General features: G+C 71.1%; 16 protein-coding genes. 8 read left to right on the top strand and 8 right to left on the bottom strand.

Annotated features, from left to right (window positions below):
- The first annotated feature begins 366 nt into the window (after positions 1-366).
- Positions 367-1539 (top strand): nitronate monooxygenase family protein, encoded by a 1173-nt coding sequence (locus LIN44_RS24930; RefSeq protein ID WP_227314927.1) that lies wholly within the window; start codon positions 367-369, stop codon positions 1537-1539.
- 185 nt (positions 1540-1724) lie between these two features.
- Here the strand turns inward: LIN44_RS24930 and LIN44_RS24925 are convergent, their stop codons facing one another.
- Positions 1725-3023, bottom strand: coding sequence for a hypothetical protein (locus tag LIN44_RS24925; protein WP_227314926.1), 1299 nt, complete (start codon positions 3021-3023; stop codon positions 1725-1727).
- 416 nt (positions 3024-3439) lie between these two features.
- Between LIN44_RS24925 and LIN44_RS24920 the strand changes: the two genes are divergently transcribed.
- From LIN44_RS24920 to LIN44_RS24905, 4 genes are all read left to right on the top strand, one after another.
- Positions 3440-5482 carry a type IV pili methyl-accepting chemotaxis transducer N-terminal domain-containing protein gene (locus LIN44_RS24920; protein ID WP_227314925.1) on the top strand — a complete coding sequence of 681 codons (2043 nt, stop codon included), beginning with the start codon at positions 3440-3442 and terminating at the stop codon, positions 5480-5482.
- Positions 5479-6132 carry a response regulator transcription factor gene (locus LIN44_RS24915; RefSeq protein ID WP_227314924.1) on the top strand — a complete coding sequence of 218 codons (654 nt, stop codon included), beginning with the start codon at positions 5479-5481 and terminating at the stop codon, positions 6130-6132. The genes LIN44_RS24920 and LIN44_RS24915 overlap by 4 nt, the downstream gene beginning before the upstream one ends.
- 247 nt (positions 6133-6379) lie before the next feature.
- Complete coding sequence (locus LIN44_RS24910) at positions 6380-6538, top strand: DUF3309 family protein (RefSeq protein WP_012356889.1); 159 nt, start codon at positions 6380-6382, stop codon at positions 6536-6538.
- A 184-nt stretch (positions 6539-6722) separates the two neighbouring features.
- Positions 6723-6911, top strand: coding sequence for a DUF3008 family protein (locus tag LIN44_RS24905; RefSeq protein WP_062803719.1), 189 nt, complete (start codon positions 6723-6725; stop codon positions 6909-6911).
- A gap of 91 nt (positions 6912-7002) precedes the next feature.
- Here LIN44_RS24905 and LIN44_RS24900 read toward each other — a convergent pair whose 3' ends face one another.
- The 3 genes from LIN44_RS24900 to LIN44_RS24890 form a co-directional block, all read right to left on the bottom strand.
- Positions 7003-7764, bottom strand: coding sequence for a ParB/Srx family N-terminal domain-containing protein (locus LIN44_RS24900; protein WP_227314923.1), 762 nt, complete (start codon positions 7762-7764; stop codon positions 7003-7005).
- Positions 7748-8197 carry a hypothetical protein gene (locus tag LIN44_RS24895; protein ID WP_227314922.1) on the bottom strand — a complete coding sequence of 150 codons (450 nt, stop codon included), beginning with the start codon at positions 8195-8197 and terminating at the stop codon, positions 7748-7750. The genes LIN44_RS24900 and LIN44_RS24895 overlap by 17 nt, the downstream gene beginning before the upstream one ends.
- 166 nt (positions 8198-8363) lie before the next feature.
- Complete coding sequence (locus LIN44_RS24890; protein ID WP_227314921.1) at positions 8364-9221, bottom strand: SDR family oxidoreductase; 858 nt, start codon at positions 9219-9221, stop codon at positions 8364-8366.
- Between the two features lie 348 nt (positions 9222-9569).
- On the opposite strand from LIN44_RS24890, the gene LIN44_RS24885 reads away from it, so the two are divergent.
- Positions 9570-10790: a BON domain-containing protein gene (locus LIN44_RS24885; protein ID WP_227314920.1), complete on the top strand. Its 1221-nt coding sequence runs from the start codon at positions 9570-9572 to the stop codon at positions 10788-10790.
- Between the two features lie 42 nt (positions 10791-10832).
- Positions 10833-11468: a ParB-like protein gene (locus LIN44_RS24880; RefSeq protein WP_227316418.1), complete on the top strand. Its 636-nt coding sequence runs from the start codon at positions 10833-10835 to the stop codon at positions 11466-11468.
- An 18-nt stretch (positions 11469-11486) separates the two neighbouring features.
- Here LIN44_RS24880 and LIN44_RS24875 read toward each other — a convergent pair whose 3' ends face one another.
- The 4 genes from LIN44_RS24875 to LIN44_RS24860 all read right to left on the bottom strand — a co-directional run bounded on the left by LIN44_RS24875 (position 11487) and on the right by LIN44_RS24860 (position 15309).
- Complete coding sequence (locus tag LIN44_RS24875; protein ID WP_227314919.1) at positions 11487-12608, bottom strand: DNA topoisomerase IB; 1122 nt, start codon at positions 12606-12608, stop codon at positions 11487-11489.
- Between the two features lie 11 nt (positions 12609-12619).
- Positions 12620-13477 carry a S9 family peptidase gene (locus LIN44_RS24870; protein WP_227314918.1) on the bottom strand — a complete coding sequence of 286 codons (858 nt, stop codon included), beginning with the start codon at positions 13475-13477 and terminating at the stop codon, positions 12620-12622.
- Positions 13464-14669 carry a DUF3182 family protein gene (locus tag LIN44_RS24865; RefSeq protein ID WP_227314917.1) on the bottom strand — a complete coding sequence of 402 codons (1206 nt, stop codon included), beginning with the start codon at positions 14667-14669 and terminating at the stop codon, positions 13464-13466. The genes LIN44_RS24870 and LIN44_RS24865 overlap by 14 nt, the downstream gene beginning before the upstream one ends.
- 61 nt (positions 14670-14730) lie before the next feature.
- Positions 14731-15309 carry a low affinity iron permease family protein gene (locus LIN44_RS24860; protein WP_227314916.1) on the bottom strand — a complete coding sequence of 193 codons (579 nt, stop codon included), beginning with the start codon at positions 15307-15309 and terminating at the stop codon, positions 14731-14733.
- Positions 15310-15697: 388 nt separating this feature from the next.
- Between LIN44_RS24860 and LIN44_RS24855 the strand changes: the two genes are divergently transcribed.
- Positions 15698-16165, top strand: coding sequence for a CBS domain-containing protein (locus tag LIN44_RS24855; RefSeq protein ID WP_227314915.1), 468 nt, complete (start codon positions 15698-15700; stop codon positions 16163-16165).
- The last annotated feature ends 23 nt before the right edge of the window (positions 16166-16188 follow it).

Below are 16188 nucleotides of genomic sequence, written 5' to 3'. Positions count from 1 at the left end.
CGCCAGCGAGCCGGCGGGCGCGACCAGCTGCGGCCGGCGCGGCGCGCACGCGGGCGTGGCCGGGGCCGCGGATGAGGCTTGGGTGGAACAGGTCATCGGTGATGGCGCCGGCGGCGGCGCGGGGATGAGGACAGCGGCCGATGCTAGCCAAGCGTCCGCGCCAGGGGCTTGACCGCGCGCAAACCCACGCCAACGGCACCCCGGCCGCGCCGGGCTACGCCGGTCGGCGTAGGCCGATGGCAGACCACGTTGTCGCGGTTGACCTGCGGCAAACGCGGGCCCGTGCCGCTGTGCCACGCTTGCGCGTCATCCCCGCGCCGGGGCCGCCATGCGGCCCGGCGTCCATCCCCTTCCGGAGACCCGTTTATGAATCACCCCTGGCTCAAGCTGGGTGGCCGCCGCCTGCTGCCGATCGTGCAGGGCGGCATGGGCATCGGCATCTCGGCCCACCGGCTGGCCGGCGCGGTCGCGCGCGAGAACGGTGTCGGCACCATCGCCAGCATCGACCTGCGCCACCACCACCCCGACCTGATGGCGCGCACCCGCGGCAGCCGCGGCAGCCTTCGCAAGCCCGCCATCGAAGCCGCCAACCTCGAGGCGCTGGACCGCGAGATCCGCGCCGCACGCACCGCGTCGGAGGGCCGCGGCCTGATCGCCGTCAACGTGATGAAGGCCGTCGGCTCGCACGCGGCGCTGGTGCGGCAAGCGTGCGAAAGCGGCGCCGATGCCATCGTCATGGGCGCCGGGCTGCCGCTGGACCTGCCCGAACTGACCGCCGGCCATCCCAAGGTGGCGCTGATCCCGATCCTGTCCGAGGCACGCGGCATCGGCCTGGTGCTGCGCCGCTGGATGAAGAAGGGCCGGCTGCCCGACGCCATCGTGGTCGAACACCCGGCGCACGCCGGCGGCCACCTCGGCGCGGCCACCATCCAGGACTTGGCCGAGCCGCGCTTTTCGTTTTCGCGCGTGCTGAGCGAATGCCGCGAACTGTTCGCGCAGCTGGGACTGGCCTGGGACAGCATCCCGCTGATCCTGGCCGGCGGCGTCGACAGCCACGCCAAGGTGCGCCACTGGCTGGGCCAAGGCGCCGCCGCGGTGCAGCTGGGCACGGCCTTCGCGGTGACCGAGGAATGCGATGCCCATCCCGCCTTCAAGCAAGTGCTGGCCACCGCGCGGCCGGAAACGCTGCGCGAATTCACCAGCGTGGCCGGCCTGCCCGCGCGCGCGGTGCTGACACCGTGGCTGCAGCGCTACCTGTCGAGCGAAGCGCGCCTGCAGCGCCGCGCGCGCGTGCGCGAATGCCTGGAAGGATTCGATTGCCTGCAGGCATGCGGACTGCGCGACGGCATTGCGCGCATCGGCCAGTTCTGCATCGACCTGAAGCTGGCGCAGGCCGTGCGCGGCGACGTGGAACGCGGCCTGTTCTTCCGCGGCCGCGGCGCACTGCCGTTTGGAGAGGCCATTCGGCCGGTGGCGGAGCTGATCCACTATCTGCTGACGGGGGAGAAGCCGGCGGGGTTGGCAGCGGCGGCCCGCTGACCATCATGGCCTCGAGCCCTGCAACTCCCGCTTGTGTACTCCCTCTCCCGCTTGCGGGAGAGGGCTGGGGTGAGGGCCGGTGCTTCCACGAAGTGACGCGCGTCACTATTGCCAGCGCCCGCCCTCACCCCCGCCCCTCTCCCGCAAGCGGGAGAGGGGAGCAAACCCGCAGCAGGCAGACTTTGTCAGAAGCCTGAGCGTGGCGGCAGTCCACCGCCCTTCCTCATCCGCCGCATGCAGCGCAGCGCCGCCAGCAACTGCCAGCCCAACCACGCATTGGCAATCGCCAGCAGCACTCCACCGACGCGCGCCAGCAGCACCGGTGCCAGCGGCAGCGCCAACAACACCGCGTAGGCCGCCAGCAACAGCCACGCCTGCGCCCGCTGCCGGCCCGGCGCGATGATGGCCTGCATGGCCGGCACGCGTGCCCGTGGCGGCAGCAGCCGGCGCAGGTGCAGCCAGACCAGGAACGGCACGATCTTGCCCAGCATCGCCGTTACCGGCAGCACGCCCACGCCGACCAGCGCCATGGTGCCGGCCCACCACGCCAGCGGCAGCGCCACTTCGGGCAGCACCACCGCCACCACCCCCAGCACCGCCGCGCCCAGCATGCTGGCGCATGCGACCGGCCACAACCGCCACAGCGGATCGTGGCGTCGCCGTGCGCGCAGTGAGCCGGCCAGCCCGCATGCTCCCAATACCGCCACGAACGACAGCCACACCACCAGCGCCGCCTGCGCCAGCACCGGCTGGTCCGGCCACAGCAGCAGCGCGGTGCCGGACAACGCCAGCGGCACCCAGTGCCCCAGCGGCAGCCAGCGCGCCATGGCCGCCGGCATGCGCGGCGTCTGCCAGAACATCGGCAGCACCGTGGCCGCGACGCCGCTGACCAGCGCGGCCAGCCAGCCGCCCAGCGCCCACGCCACGTGCAGGCCAAGCACCTGCGCCACCGGCACGCGCCACAGCCCGCCGAAGCTGCCCGCCAGCGCGATCCCGGCCAGCACCGCTACCATCAGCGGCGCGCCGATGCCGGCCAGCGTGCGCGTGGTGGCGTCCACCGCGGCCACGCGCCGGCCCGCGGCGAGCAGCACCGCGCCCACCAGCAGCAGGACCGCGCCCAGCGCGGCGGCGGCCCGCATGGCCACCGGTTCGCCGCCCAGCAAGCCGAAGCCGAGCGCGGCCGCGAGCGCCGCACCGGTCGCGGCCATGAACGGCGCCAGCCGTCCGGCGCCGGGCACATCCACGCCGGCCACCACTGGCATCATCTGGAACAGCGCCCCGACCATCACCGGCAGCAGCATGCCCAGCGCCAGCGCATGCACCGCCGCCAACGCCAGCGGCGCAAAGCGGTCGGGCAGGCCCGCGGCCGGCCCCGCTGCCAGCAGCAGCCCCGCGGCCGCGCCCAGCCACGGCGCCGGCATCAGGCAACCGAACACCAGCGCAGGCCGCGGCGCGCGCGCGTAGTCGAGATCCGCGCCTTTCATGCGCGCGCCGTGGCGTGACGGTGGTGACGCATGCGTGCGCCGCTCGTGGTGGACATGGCCATCGCTCCTTTCTCAGCCGTTCTGACAAAAGGCCCGATGCTAGGCCGCCGCGCCGCGCAGGGATTTGACCAGCGCCAAGTGCGACGGCAAGTGCGACGGCAACTGCGGCGCGACCACAAATATCACGGTGTGATGAAACACGCCCTGGCACCACATGCAATGGCGCCGATGCGCCGCTGCCCGCACATACGCGTAGCAAAGCCGGGTTTCCTTGATCTTGCGCAGGGAGCCTGCCCTGTCGCGCGGGGAAAATCGCTTCCGACCCCTGCGTGACCCTGTTGCCATGGCCGTCGGGCCGCTGCCCGGCTCCCGCGACAGGCCCGCGACAGGTCCCCCTGGTAGCCCCCGATACCGCCATGCCCGATACCGATCCTCCTGCCGCCCCTGCCACGGCGGCGTCCGCGTTGCCCGCGCTGCGCCACCGTCTTTCCACGCGCATCATCTCGCTGTCGCTGGCCGTGCTGCTGGTGGTGCTGGGGATGATCTCCGGCACGCTCTGGCTGTCCTGGAAGCTGGAAGGCGCCGGCGCGGCCATCAACGATGCCGGCAGCCTGCGCATGCGCGCCAACCGCGTGGCGATCGAGCTGGCGCTGGCGCACGCGGGCCGCGCCAATGACCTGGGCACCCACATGCAGGCGCTGGACGCGACGCTGGCGCTGCTGAAGAAGGGCGACGCGGCGCGGCCGCTGTTCCTGCCGGACGAGCCCGCCATCCACACGCAACTGGACCGCGTCACCCATGACTGGCAACAACGGCTGCGGCCGCTGGCGGTGGCCGGCGCGTCGCCTGCCGCGTACATCGCCGCGCTGCCGGGTTTTGTCGCCCAGGCCGACCGCCTGGTCGGCATGATCGAACGCAACAGCGCGCGCAAGACCGACCTGCTGCGCCTGTCGCAAACCGCGCTGGCGCTGATGGCCTGCATCGGCACGGTGGCCGTGATCTACCTGCTCTACCTGTGGATCATCCTGCCGGTGCTGCGCCTGCAGGACGGCTTGCGGCGCATGGCCGGGCGGGAATTCTCGCTGCGCCTGCCGGTGGAAAGCCGCGATGAGTTCGGCTCGCTCAGCGAGGGCTTCAACCGCATGGCGGGCGAGCTGCAGGGCCTGTACCACGACCTCGAAGCGCGCGTGGCGCAGAAGACCGCCGAGCTGGAGCGCCACAACCGCGACCTGGAAACGCTGTACGAGATGGCCGCCTTCCTGAACCAGGCCGCCGACGCCGAGGCCATGGCGCAAGGCTTCCTGGCGCGGGTGATGCGCCAGTTCGACGCCGACGGCGGCAGCGTGCGCGTGCTCGACAGCCGCCACGGCCGGATGCACCTGCTGGCGGCCGCCGGCCTGCCCGCGGCGCTGGCCGAGGCCGACTCCTGCGCGTCGGCCAGCGGCTGCCATTGCGGCGATGCCACGCGCGCGCCGGTGATCGCCATCGTCGACCTGCGCGGCGCGCATGCGGGCGCGGCCGACGAGACGCCGTGCGGCCGCGATGGCTTCCAGTCGCTGGCGGCGTTCCGCATTGCCAGCCAGCGCGGCGCCACCGGCATGTTCGCGCTGCACTTCCGCGCGCCGCGCAAGCTGCCGCCGTCGGACCGGCAATTGCTGCAGACGCTGGCGCAGCACCTGGGCACCGCGCTGGAACACCTGCGCCTGTCCGCCACGGCGCGCCAGCTGGCGGTGGTGGAAGAGCGCAACCTGGTGGCGCAGGGGCTGCACGACAGCATCGCCCAGGGGCTGAACTACCTGAACCTGCAGGTGCAGCTGCTCGACGACGCGGTCGCGCGCGATGACCTGGCCGAGACCCGCGAACTGGTACCGATGCTGCGCCATGGGGTGGAAGAGAGCTACCAGGACGTGCGCGAGCTGCTCAACAACTTCCGCTCGCGCCTGGGCACCGGCGAGCTGCGCCCGGCGGTGGAAGAGACCGTCGAGCGCTTCCGCCGGCAATGCCGCACCGAGGCCACGCTGGCCATCGACGAACGCGGCGGCGCCTGGCCGCTGTCGCCCGAGCAACAGCTGCAGGTGCTGTTCATCCTGCAGGAGGCGCTCTCCAACGTACGCAAGCACGCGCTGGCGGCGCACGTGGCGGTGGCGCTCAGCCATGGCCGCGACTTCCGCCTGGTGGTGCAGGACGACGGCGAGGGCTTCGATCCCGACGAACTGGCTACCCGCGCCGATGCCCATATCGGCCTGCGCATCATGCGCGAGCGCGCCGCGCGGCTGGGGGCGCAGCTGCACGTGCAGGCCAGCCCCGGCCGCGGCGTGCGCATCGAACTGGTGCTGCCCGCCGGCAGCCACGGCGCCGCCCGGCGCGACCGCAGCGCCAATCCCATCACCAGCGTGGCCAGCCTTGGCAGCCTTGGCAGCCTTAGCAGCCCCGCCCTCCCGAGCGAGACCCAGCCATGACCATCCGCATCCTGCTGATCGACGACCACACCCTGTTCCGCTCGGGCATCCGCGCGCTGTTGCAGCGCCAGGCCGACTTCGAGATCGTCGACGAAGCCGCCGACGGCGTGGAAGGCATCAAGCGCGCCAAGCAGCACCGCCCCGACGTGATCCTGCTGGACCTGAACATGCCCGGCCTGTCCGGACTCGAGGCGCTGCAGCTGCTGGTCGAAGACCTGCCGCAGACCGCGGTGATCGTGCTGACGGTGTCCGAGGAGGCCGAGGAACTGGCCGCCGCGCTGCGCGGCGGCGCGCGCGGCTACCTGATCAAGAACATCGAGACCGAGGCGCTGATAGCCGGTATCCGCCGCGCCGCCGCCGGCGAGCCGGTGATCTCCGACAGCATGACCGCCAAGCTGGTGGCCCAGTTCCGCGCGCCCGCGCCGCCGGCCGCGCCGCGCCAGGAAGACGCGCCGCGGCTGACCGCGCGCGAGCGCGAGATCGTGCAGGGCCTGGCGCGCGGAGAAAGCAACAAGGAGATCGCGCGCGACCTGGGCGTGGCCGAAAGCACGGTGAAGATCCACGTGCAGAACATCCTGAAGAAGCTCAACCTGGCCAGCCGCGTGCAGGTGGCGGTCTATGCCGTGGAACACGGCCTGAACACGGCCTGAACACCGCCTGAGCGTCCTGCCAGGCTTGCGCACGGGGCTTTTGCACCGCAGCGGCGCGCCAGCGGGCGCCGCGCGGGTCGCCTTGCCCGCACCCGGGCGTCGTCCGATTCCTACACCGATATCAGTCCCTGCCCGGAGGGATGCCCGCACCCCTTGTTATACGCTGAACGGTAAGCGGATGGCTCTGCGGGGCCGCCTCGGAGCGGAAGCCGCGCGGCTTCCCCGATCCACGAACAAGGAGCACGCCATGGGCATCGGCACCATCCTTCTGATCATTCTCGTCCTGCTGCTGATCGGCGCCCTGCCGGCCTGGCCGTACAGTTCCGGCTGGGGCTACTGGCCGAGCGGCGGCCTCGGGCTGATCGTCCTGATCGTGGTGCTGCTGGTGGTGCTGGGGCGCATCTAGCGTCCGGCCGGCAGCGAGCCGCGGCACAGTGCGCGCAATCGGTGTTGCGCGCCGGCCGCGCTTGTCGCGGCCGCGCCTGGCGCCTATAACGAAGCGCGGGCACGCGCGTCAGCGTGCGCCCGGTCCTTTCCACCTTTCCACCTTTCCACCTTTTCACCTTTTCACCTTTCGCAAGGAGACTGAGATGCCAGCAAAATCCAAGGCGCAACAGCAGGCCGCCGGAGCGGCGCTCTCCGCAAAGCGCGGCGAAAAGAAGGCCGGTTCGCTCAAGGGACCTTCCCGCTCGATGGCCAAGTCGATGAGCGAGAAGGAACTCGAAAAGATGGCTTCGACCAAGACCAAGGGCATGCCGAAGCACAAGTCGGAACGTTGACGGGCAAGCGCCGGCCTCTCGCGGGAGGCCGGACCCGCGCTGGCAGCGCGGCGTATTTCCAACACAGGGCAGGCGCGCGCCTGCCCTGTTGCTATCCGTCCCTGCCGTTTTTGCCCTTGCCCGTCTTCAATGGCTTCGCAGGTTGGCCGGTCTTGCCCTCCAGCGGGCCGCCGCAATAGCCGGGCAGGCGCCTGGCCCGGGCGCTGCGGGCGAGCTTGATCGATTCCGCCAGCGCCAGCCCGAAGCCGGCAACGCTGTCGAGATCCTGCTCGACCCGCTTGCGCAGGAACCCGGCCCAGCAGAAGTCGCCATAGGCGCTGCCCGGCTTGCGGTACGCGCCCGCTTCACGGGCAAAGGCGGCCAGGCTGCGGTACGGGTCGTCGCGCATGCTGCGCACGGTCGAAGGCAAGGCCCTGGGCCCGAGCCGCTTGCCGCGCTCATCGTAGGGATGGACATGGCCCAGTTGGCGCATGCGCTTCCAGAACGCGGCGCCGTCCAGATGGCTGAAGTCTTCCAGCACCCGCACCGGGGCGAGCTGGTAGCCGAGATCGAGCCACGCGCGCGCCCAATGGTGGTGATCCACGATATAGAGCTCTCCGCCCGGGCCGGCGACGGTCTTGATGCGATGCCGGCGCATGAAGCGCTGCAGCGCCTCGCGGTCTTCCGGATCGGCGTGGCGCTGCGTGACTTCCATCTTGTGGTGCACGTGGATGTAGCCCAGCGTCAGCTGGGTCGGGCGCAGCCTGGCTAGTTCGGCGACGGCCTTGCCGCGCGGACAGCGCGGCGCGGTCACGGGTGCAGCGTCCGCAGCCAGGTCATCCGGCCCGGCGCGGCGTTCAGTCGTGTTCGACACGTTTCTGATTGACGAAATGTTCCAGTTCGCTGCCGGGGTCTTCGTTGCCGGTGCTCTCCTCGGCGGTGGCGTCGCTGGCCAGCGGCCGCGGCCAGTACTCGCCCTCGCCCTCGCGCACCGGCTCGCCGCGCCGGGCCGGATCGAAATCGGTCCACTGGCCGCATTCCCAGGTGCCCTGCGCGCGCTCCAGCTGGCTGGCGCCGCTTTCGCGCAGCACGTCGATCACCACCGAACCCAGCCCGTTGTTGACGCAAGCGGCCAGCATGACGTTGTCGGCGGGCTGCTGCGGCGCGCTGTCTTGCTGGTCCGCGGCGGGTTCCCGCACTGACACGATGGATACATCCCAGACCGAGAACCCGCGCGCGAACAGCGTGCGCGCGGCATCTTCGGCGCTGGCGAGCGAATCGAAACGTCCCGCGATAATCGATGACATGATGCCTCCCAGGGATTGGCGATGGCAGTCGGCTGATCTCACCCGTATTGCAAGAGCCACGCCCGCGCAGGATCTGCACGGCGTGGCAGGCGGCGGGACCGCTGCATGCAATATTTGCAAATGCGGCCCCCGGAACTACATGCGCGGATGGCGCAAAGCCGGTCGCTCAGCCGTTCACGACCTCGCCGCCATTGATGTGCAGGATCTGCCCGGTGATATAGCTGGCCGCGTCGGAGGCAAGAAAGACATAGCCGCCAGCGACCTCGAACGGTTGTCCCGGGCGGCCCATGGGCGTCTTCTTGCCGAATTCCGCCACTTCCTCGGGGCTGAACGTGGACGGAATCAGCGGCGTCCAGATCGGCCCCGGGGCCACGCCGTTGACGCGGATGCCGCGCTCCACCACTTGCAGCGCCAGCGAGCGCGTGAACGACACGATCGCCCCCTTGGTCGCGGAATAGTCCAGCAGGTGCTTGCTGCCGCGATAGGCGGTGACCGAGGTGGTGTTCAGGATCGACGCCCCGGCCTTCAGGTGCGGCAGCACCGCGCGCGTCAGGTGGAACATCGCAAACACATTGGTGCGGAAGGTGGCCTCCACCTGGCTGGCCTCGACTTCCTCGAGCGATTCCTTGGGGTGCTGCTCGGCGGCGTTGTTGACCAGGATGTCGAGCTTGCCGTACTGCTGCAGCGTCTGCCGCGCGACAGCCTCGGCGTGTTCGCAGTCGGCAAGGTCGCCGGCGATGGCCAGGCATTTGCAGCCGGCCTGCTCGACCAGGTCGACGGTCTCGCGCGCGTCGGCATGTTCGTTCAGGTAGGCGATGGCGACATCGGCGCCTTCGCGCGCGAACGCCACCGCAATGGCGCGGCCGATGCCGCTGTCGCCGCCGGTGACCAGCGCTACGCGTCCGTTGAGCCGGCCGCTGCCGACGTAGTCGTCCGCGCCGCTGTCCGGCTGCGGCCGCATCGGGGCTTCCAGGCCGGGCTGGCGGGACTGGTGCTGGGGCGGGACGCTCTTGGGTGTGGACATGGCAGTCTCCTGTCGGGGGTGGCCGCGCCATGCGACGCCGGCGTGACGGCGCGCCGCGGCCATGCAAGATGCCAGGGTGGCGCGCAAGTTCCATGCCGCAAAGCGCAAGGCCCGGGCCCGCATGCCGCCGCGCGCCGCCGCGCACGCCGCGGCGCGCTGCCCGTAACCCTTACATCGCACGGCAATCCTTACAGCGCACCGGGATGCCACGCTGCGCCGCTTCGTCTACGCGCCGGGGCACGGATTTTGCGGCCTTCTCCATGTCCGAAACGTCAACGGCTTCCGGCGCCTGCCGCACTTCCCCCGGGGCAGTGCCAGCGCGCGGGGCCTCACAGCCAGGAGGCAGATATGTTCAACTTCCGCAATGACCGCGGCAGCCGCGGCCGGCCCGAAGCGCAACGCCGCGACCGCGGCCCCGAGCAGAGGATGCGCGATGAAAGCGAGGGCCGCGGCTCGGAGGACTGGGGGCAGGAATGGGGCGAGGACTGGCGCGGGGCAGGCAGCCAGCCGCGCGGCGAGTATGGTGGCTATGGCTATGCCAGCCGCGACCAGGGCTGGGAGGAAGGCCGCGGCAACGAAAGCCGCCGGGACGAAAGCCGCGGCCAGGGCCGCGGCATGGGCGGCGAGCGCGAATCCTCGCGCCACGGCGGCCCCTGGTATGAGCAGGACACGCCCGCGGGCCAGCGGCGCAGCAGCTGGGGCGAGCGCGGCTATGGCGCCGCCGATGTCGGCGGCAGCGGCCATCCGTACAGCAGCGCCTATGGCGGCTACCGGCCATCGCAGCAGGACAGCGGCTACCGCAGCGAGGAACGCGAATCGGGCTACGGCTATCGCGGCGAAGACCGCTTCGGCCCGCGCGGGCGCCGCAGCGAAGCCGGTGGCGGCGGCGGGGAACGCTACGAGCGCGACGAACGCAGCGAACGCAGCGAACGAGACCAACGCACGCAGCGCGGCCAGGGCGGCTGGGGCTCCGGACGCGGCCGCAGTGAAGGCGGCCGCGCCATGCACTGGCAAGAAGGCAGCGAGCGCGACCGTGCCCAGCGCGGCGGACAGCCCAGCTATGGCGGCGGCTACTTCGGCGATCCGGGCCGCGGCGGCCAGTCGTTCAGCGGCGGGCAGCGCGTCTATCCGGACGATCCGGGCTACCGGCGCCGCACGCCCTACGCCGGCCAGGCCAGCGCCTCCGGCACGCAGGGCGGGCAGCATGCCGGCCGCCGTGCAACCGGTCCCAAGGGTTACCGCCGCTCTGACGAGCGCGTGCGCGAGGACGTGTGCGAACGACTGGCGATGAACCCGTATATCGACGTCGGCGAGGTCACCGTCGAGGTGGCGAACGGGGTCGTGACGCTTGACGGCACCGTCAGCGAGCGCCGCGAGAAATACGTGGTCGAGGAAATCGCCGACGCCGTGTTCGGCGTCACCGAGGTCGACAACCGCCTGCGCGTGCAGCGCCAAGCGGGCAGTTCGTGGGCCGCGGGCTCCGAGGTGGGCGGCGACACCGCGAGCGGCAGTACCGGCACGACGCCGTCCGGCGCGACTTCGCCGGACCGCACGCTCAACAAGAGCTGAGCCTTGACCTCCGGCCAGGCCCCCGCGCGCACGGCGCCCGCACTGCGACGGGCGCCGCGCAAGCTGGCGCCTGACAGCAAGCTGATGGTGCCGCTGGATGCGCTGCGTCCCACCCAGATCACGGTGGGCGGCTACCACGTGGCGCAGAAGGTACACACCACGCGGCGCGTTGCGCCCGAAGCGCGCGCGGCGTTCCTGGACCGCCATCGCGTGCACCTGGTGATCGGACCGGAGCAGGCGCTCTATGTGGTCGACCACCACCACTGGGTGCGTGCCTGGCATGACCTGGGACTCACGCATGTGCCCGGCATCGTCCGCGCCGACCTGAGCGACATGGACGTACCCGCGTTCTGGCGCTACATGGTCGCCAACCACATGGTCCATCCCTACGACGAGCACGGCCGCCGGCGGCCGCTGACCGAACTTCCCGACGCCATCCACGACATGCGCGACGACCCGTACCGCAGCCTGGAGGCCTTCGTGCAGCTGGCCGGCGGCTATCGCAAGGTCAAGACCGCCTACCTCGATTTCCGCTGGGCCGACTTCTTCCGGCGCCACGTGCCGGGGCCGTTCGACACGCCGCATCACTTCGCCTTTGCGGTGGCGAGCGCCTTCCGGCTGGCGCACTCGCGCGAGGCCAGGGACCTGCCCGGCTATATCGGCGCGCTGGGCTGCTGAGCACCGGGGCGGTGACCACTACGCGTTCTTGCCGTTGTTGCCGTTGTTGCCCTTATTGCCGTTCTTGCCATGCTTGCCGTTCGCCGGCCGGGACTGGCCCGCCGCCAGCAATTGCAGCAGCCGCGCCTCGTCCGCGCGCAGCCGGGTCATGGTGGGGGCGCGGCCGCCCACCTGCAGTACGCCGGCCAGGTATGCATCGATGACGTCGGGATGCACATAGCACTTGCGGCACACCGCGACGGTGTTGCGCAACTGGCCCGCGACCTCGCGGATGGCATCGGTCACGGCCTTGCGGCGCGCGCTTTCGCTGGCCGCTTGCGGCAGCTTGCGCAGGATCGCCAGCGCATGCACGCTGCCGGCCCAGGTGCGGAAATCCTTGGCGGTAAAGTCCCCGCCGATCACTTCCTGCAGGTAGGCGTTGACGTCGGCCGAACCGATTTCGCGGATTTCGCCGTCGCCGTCGCGGTACTTGAACAGGCACTGGCCGGGCAGGTCGGCGCAGTTGCGCACGATGCGCGCGAGGCGCGGGTCGTTGACCGAGACATCGTGCGTGATGCCGCTCTTGCCGGTGAACTGGAAGCGCAGCCGGCTGCCGCGCACGGTGACGTGGCGCCGCCGCAGCGTGGTCAGCCCGTAGGTGCGGTTCTGGCGCGCGTAGCGTGGCGAGCCGACGCGCACCAGCGTGGCGTCGAGCAGCAGCACCACCGCGCCCACCACCTTCTCGCGCGGCATGCCGTTGCGGCGCAGGTCGCGCGCCACGCGCGCGCGCAGGCGCGGCAGCGCGGCGCCGAATGCCGCCAGCCGCGCGTACTTGTCGGAATCGCGCAGCGTGGCCCATTGCGGGTGGTAGACGTACTGCTTGCGCCCGCGCGCATCGCGCCCGGTGGCCTGCAGGTGGCCGCGCGGATCGGGGCAGATCCACACCGATTCGTAGGCCGGCGGAATCGCCAGCGCCGCAATGCGCGCCAGCGTGGCGGCATCGGCGACGCGTTCGCCGTCCGGGCCGGTATAGCTGAAGCCGCTGCCATGCCGCTGGCGCGTGATGCCGGGGCTGCTGTCGTCGACATAGCGCAGCCCCGCGTCGCGCAGCACCGTGTCGAGCGCGGCGGGGGCGTCGGCGCCGGGCAGCGTGCTGTCCATGGGCGCGCGGGCTAGGCGCCGCCCGCCGCGCCCGCCGCTTCGGGCTGCGGCGTCTCGAGGCCGGCGTCGGGCGCGGGCGGCGCAGGCTTCGGCGGCGCCGGCGGCACCGCGCGCTCGGCGGTGACCGGACCGGCGCGGGCCACGGTGACCATTTCACGCAGCCAGTTGACCAGCATGCTGCTGTAGGTGCGCTGGAATTCCTCGTCGCTCAGGCCATGGTCGGCGCCCTTGATGACGCGGTAGGTCAGCGAGTTGGCATGGATGCAGGCGTCGACGTAGCTCATCACGACGGCATGGGGCACGATCTGGTCGTGCTCGGATTCGATCACCAGCACGTCGCCGGTAAACGCCGTGCACGCGCGCAGCGCGCGGTTGCTCGCGGGCGGCACCATGCTGCGCCGGTAGGTCACCAGGTCCTGCTCGCGGTGCAGCTGGCGCTTGGGCAGGTCCCAGCCCGAGTCCATGTACAGCGCCGGGGCCCGGAACGCGAGCCAGCGCACCTGGCGCAGGCCGCTGAGCAGCGCGGCCAGGTAGCCGCCATAGCTGCTGCCCACCACCGCGATCGCGTTGCGGTCGACCTCGGGCTGGCGCACCAGCACATCGTAGGCCGCCACCACGTCGGCGAGGTTGCGCATGCGGCTGACGGTCTCGTACTGCGAGCGCGTGCCGGCATGGCCGGTCAGGTCGAAGGTCAGGCAGACGCAGCCCAGCCCCGTTACCTTGCGCGCCCGCACCAGGTATTGCTGCTGGCTGCCGCCCCAGCCATGCACGAACAGCACGCCGGGCAGCTTGGTTTCGGGGCTGATCAGGGTACCGGCAATGGTGCCGCCCTCGCTTTCGATTTGCAGCAGTTCTTCATGCGTTGCCATCGGATTCAGGCTCCAGTCGTGCGTACTTGGTCAGCGGGCCGACATGGCGGTCTTCGCCCTGGTAGTAGATCTCAGCGTCATCCGGCACGCGCACATCGTTGCCGTAGACTTCGCGCGTGGACGCGACCACGCGCGTGCGGCGCGGATCGTCGCGCAGCGCGGCCAGCGCCACCAGTTCGGCGCCGGTCGCGCCGCCCACGCGCCAGGACTGTTCCAGCACCCCGCCGAGCATCTGCCCGCAATCGGCATTGCCGGCCGGCGCGCCGAAGGCGACGTCGTAATTGCAGCGCGACAGCACCATGCCGCCGGCCTCGCCATAGCACGCCAGCGCGGCCTCGTGGTACACCATCGCCGCGCGCACCGCGGCGACGATGCGGGCGTCGAACGGGTGCTGCAGCAGCGCGTCGAAGCCGCCGCGCACCACCGTCAGCGTGGAGCCGCCGTAGACCTTCTGCCCCCGGTTGTTCTCGGTCAGCCCCTGCGTGCCGCAATAGCTGGCCTCCAGCCCCGCCAGCACCACCTTGCCGACGCTGTAGGTCTGCGGCGCGCGCAGATCGCGCTCCACCACCACGCCGTCGCGCTCCACCGCCTCGGGGGCGAGCGCGGCCAGCGCTGCTTCCAGCGCCGGTTCGCCGTCGACCACGCGCTGGCCCAGGCCGCCGACGCCGCCGGTATCCTTGAGCCGCACCGGCCCCAGCGTCAGCAGCCGCAGCGCCGCGATGCGCGCATCGCCGACGCTGAACGCGGTGAAGCCGGGCAGCGTGGCCCCCACCACGCGGCGCACGAAGGCCTCGGACCAGCCCCGCGGCGCCGCGGCACCGGGCTCCACCAGGCCGTGCGTGATCGCCTTGGTGGCGACGAATGCATAGGGCACCACGCCGCCGAAGAGGTCGTCTTCGCCGTGCACGCCCAGCTCCGCCGCAAGCTCACGGCCGACCAGGGTCTGCGCCGGCACCAGGTAGGGCGCGGGTCGTTGCGCCGGCGGCGCGGCGTAGCCGCCGGCGTACGACAGGCCGGCAATCTCGGCCACCTTGCGGGCGATATTGGCAAGGGTCATGCCATGGTGGCTGTCGGCCTGGCCCAGGGTCTCGCAGCCGTAGGCCATCACCGTCCGGCTGCCCTGCTGGCCGGCTGCCGGGGCTGCGCCCGCCGGCGCCGGTTTTCGCTTGCTTGCCTGGCTGGATGCGGTCATGGGCGGCTCCTGTCTCGGTTTGTCGCATGGGTGCTGCGCAAGGGGGCCGCGGGCCGGCACGCTACGAGGCTGCCGAGGCGGGGGTGGCGGGCGGGCTGCCGGCATCGCCGGCGCGCGCTTCGGGCGGGCGCCCGCGCGCAGCGCGCGCGTGGCGCTTGGCGGCATGGTTTTCACGCGCCTCGTCGAGCGAATGGCTGGTCTTGATGCCGTCTTCCTTGTCGGCCAATTCGGCCAGATGGCGGTAGAAGCTCACCAGCTGGCGCAGTTCCTCTTCGTCGAGGTCTTCGATCGACACCAGCATGTTGCTGGCTTCGCGGTGCGAGGCGAGCAGCTCGTTGAGCTTCAGGTGGACCGCTACCGCATCCTTGTTCTGGCTCTGCTGGATCAGGAACACCATCAGGAAGGTGACGATGGTGGTGCCGGTATTGATGACCAGTTGCCAGGTTTCGGAGTACCCGAACATCGGGCCGGTCAGGCCCCACGCCACCACCACGCCGACCGCCAGCACAAAGGCGGTCGGCGAGCCGGCATGGCGCGTGGCGCCGCCGGCAAAGCGGTCGAACAGGTGCAGCACGGTGGCACGTTTGCCGGCGCCGGGCAGATGGCCAACGCCGGGCAGGTTTGGGCTGGATTTGCGCATCGTTGCACTCCCATGGATAGGGCGCTGAATAGCTCGCCGGGTTGGCCGCCAGGAGTGAGCCGCTGGGCTCGGCGGCATGCTGATTTCATTGTATGGAGCGCATGGCCAATGTGCAGCGGGCGCAGTCCTACAACGGGCGCAGCACTTGCCACCTGTTTTGCCGCGATGGCCGTGTCCTGCAGCTTTCGTTTCTACATCCGGTGATAAATCTTGCCGGCGGCATGACCGCCTCCCGTGCCAGAGCCGGCGGACGCGGGGAGGGAACGCTTCTTGCGCCGGATTCCGTGACGAAGCGGCGACTCCCGGTGCGCCGGTGGCCTGTCGCCGCCCTGTTGACCAGGGCCGGTCCGCACACGGGACCGGACCCATCAGCGAACCGGAGTCAGCCATGTACCAATCCCCTGCCACGCAACCCCATGCGCCGCAGCGCGTCGTCGACATCATGACGCGCCAGCCGGCCTACATCTCCCCCGACGAAACCATCCAGCATGCCGCGCAGCTGATGGCGGACCTGCATGTCGGCTCGCTGCCGGTATGCGACGGCCGGCGCCTGGTCGGCATGCTGACCGACCGCGACATCACCGTGCGCGCCACCGCGAGCGGCCAGCCGCCGCAGGCCACGCGCGTCGCCGATGCGATGTCGCCGCAGGTGGAATGGTGCCTCGAAGACGAATCGCTCGAAGACGCGCAGCACAAGATGGCGGCCGCGCAGGTGCGGCGCCTGCCGGTGCTTGACCACGACCACGCCCTGGTGGGCATCGTGTCGCTGGGCGACCTCGCCAGCAAGGGCGTCGATACGCGCGATTCCGGCGAGGCGCTGGCGTCGATCTCCACGCCGTCGGCGCCCGCGCGCTGAACCGCTGCATTCACGACAAGGAG

The organism is Cupriavidus sp. MP-37, assembly GCF_020618415.1.
Classification (GTDB): Bacteria; Pseudomonadota; Gammaproteobacteria; order Burkholderiales; family Burkholderiaceae; genus Cupriavidus.
Note: the sequence above shows the minus strand (reverse complement) of the source record. Positions and strands in the feature narration are given on the sequence as shown.

Bases quoted from the DNA above. Each gene is read 5' to 3' on its own strand.
- LIN44_RS24930 (WP_227314927.1), top strand. From the start codon at position 367: ATGAATCACCCCTGGCTCAAGCTGGGTGGCCGCCGCCTGCTGCCGATC.
- LIN44_RS24925 (WP_227314926.1), bottom strand. From the start codon at position 3,023: ATGAAAGGCGCGGATCTCGACTACGCGCGCGCGCCGCGGCCTGCGCTG.
- LIN44_RS24920 (WP_227314925.1), top strand. From the start codon at position 3,440: ATGCCCGATACCGATCCTCCTGCCGCCCCTGCCACGGCGGCGTCCGCG.
- LIN44_RS24915 (WP_227314924.1), top strand. From the start codon at position 5,479: ATGACCATCCGCATCCTGCTGATCGACGACCACACCCTGTTCCGCTCG.
- LIN44_RS24910 (WP_012356889.1), top strand. From the start codon at position 6,380: ATGGGCATCGGCACCATCCTTCTGATCATTCTCGTCCTGCTGCTGATC.
- LIN44_RS24905 (WP_062803719.1), top strand. From the start codon at position 6,723: ATGCCAGCAAAATCCAAGGCGCAACAGCAGGCCGCCGGAGCGGCGCTC.
- LIN44_RS24895 (WP_227314922.1), bottom strand. From the start codon at position 8,197: ATGTCATCGATTATCGCGGGACGTTTCGATTCGCTCGCCAGCGCCGAA.
- LIN44_RS24890 (WP_227314921.1), bottom strand. From the start codon at position 9,221: ATGTCCACACCCAAGAGCGTCCCGCCCCAGCACCAGTCCCGCCAGCCC.
- LIN44_RS24885 (WP_227314920.1), top strand. From the start codon at position 9,570: ATGTTCAACTTCCGCAATGACCGCGGCAGCCGCGGCCGGCCCGAAGCG.
- LIN44_RS24875 (WP_227314919.1), bottom strand. From the start codon at position 12,608: ATGGACAGCACGCTGCCCGGCGCCGACGCCCCCGCCGCGCTCGACACG.
- LIN44_RS24870 (WP_227314918.1), bottom strand. From the start codon at position 13,477: ATGGCAACGCATGAAGAACTGCTGCAAATCGAAAGCGAGGGCGGCACC.
- LIN44_RS24865 (WP_227314917.1), bottom strand. From the start codon at position 14,669: ATGACCGCATCCAGCCAGGCAAGCAAGCGAAAACCGGCGCCGGCGGGC.
- LIN44_RS24860 (WP_227314916.1), bottom strand. From the start codon at position 15,309: ATGCGCAAATCCAGCCCAAACCTGCCCGGCGTTGGCCATCTGCCCGGC.
- LIN44_RS24855 (WP_227314915.1), top strand. From the start codon at position 15,698: ATGTACCAATCCCCTGCCACGCAACCCCATGCGCCGCAGCGCGTCGTC.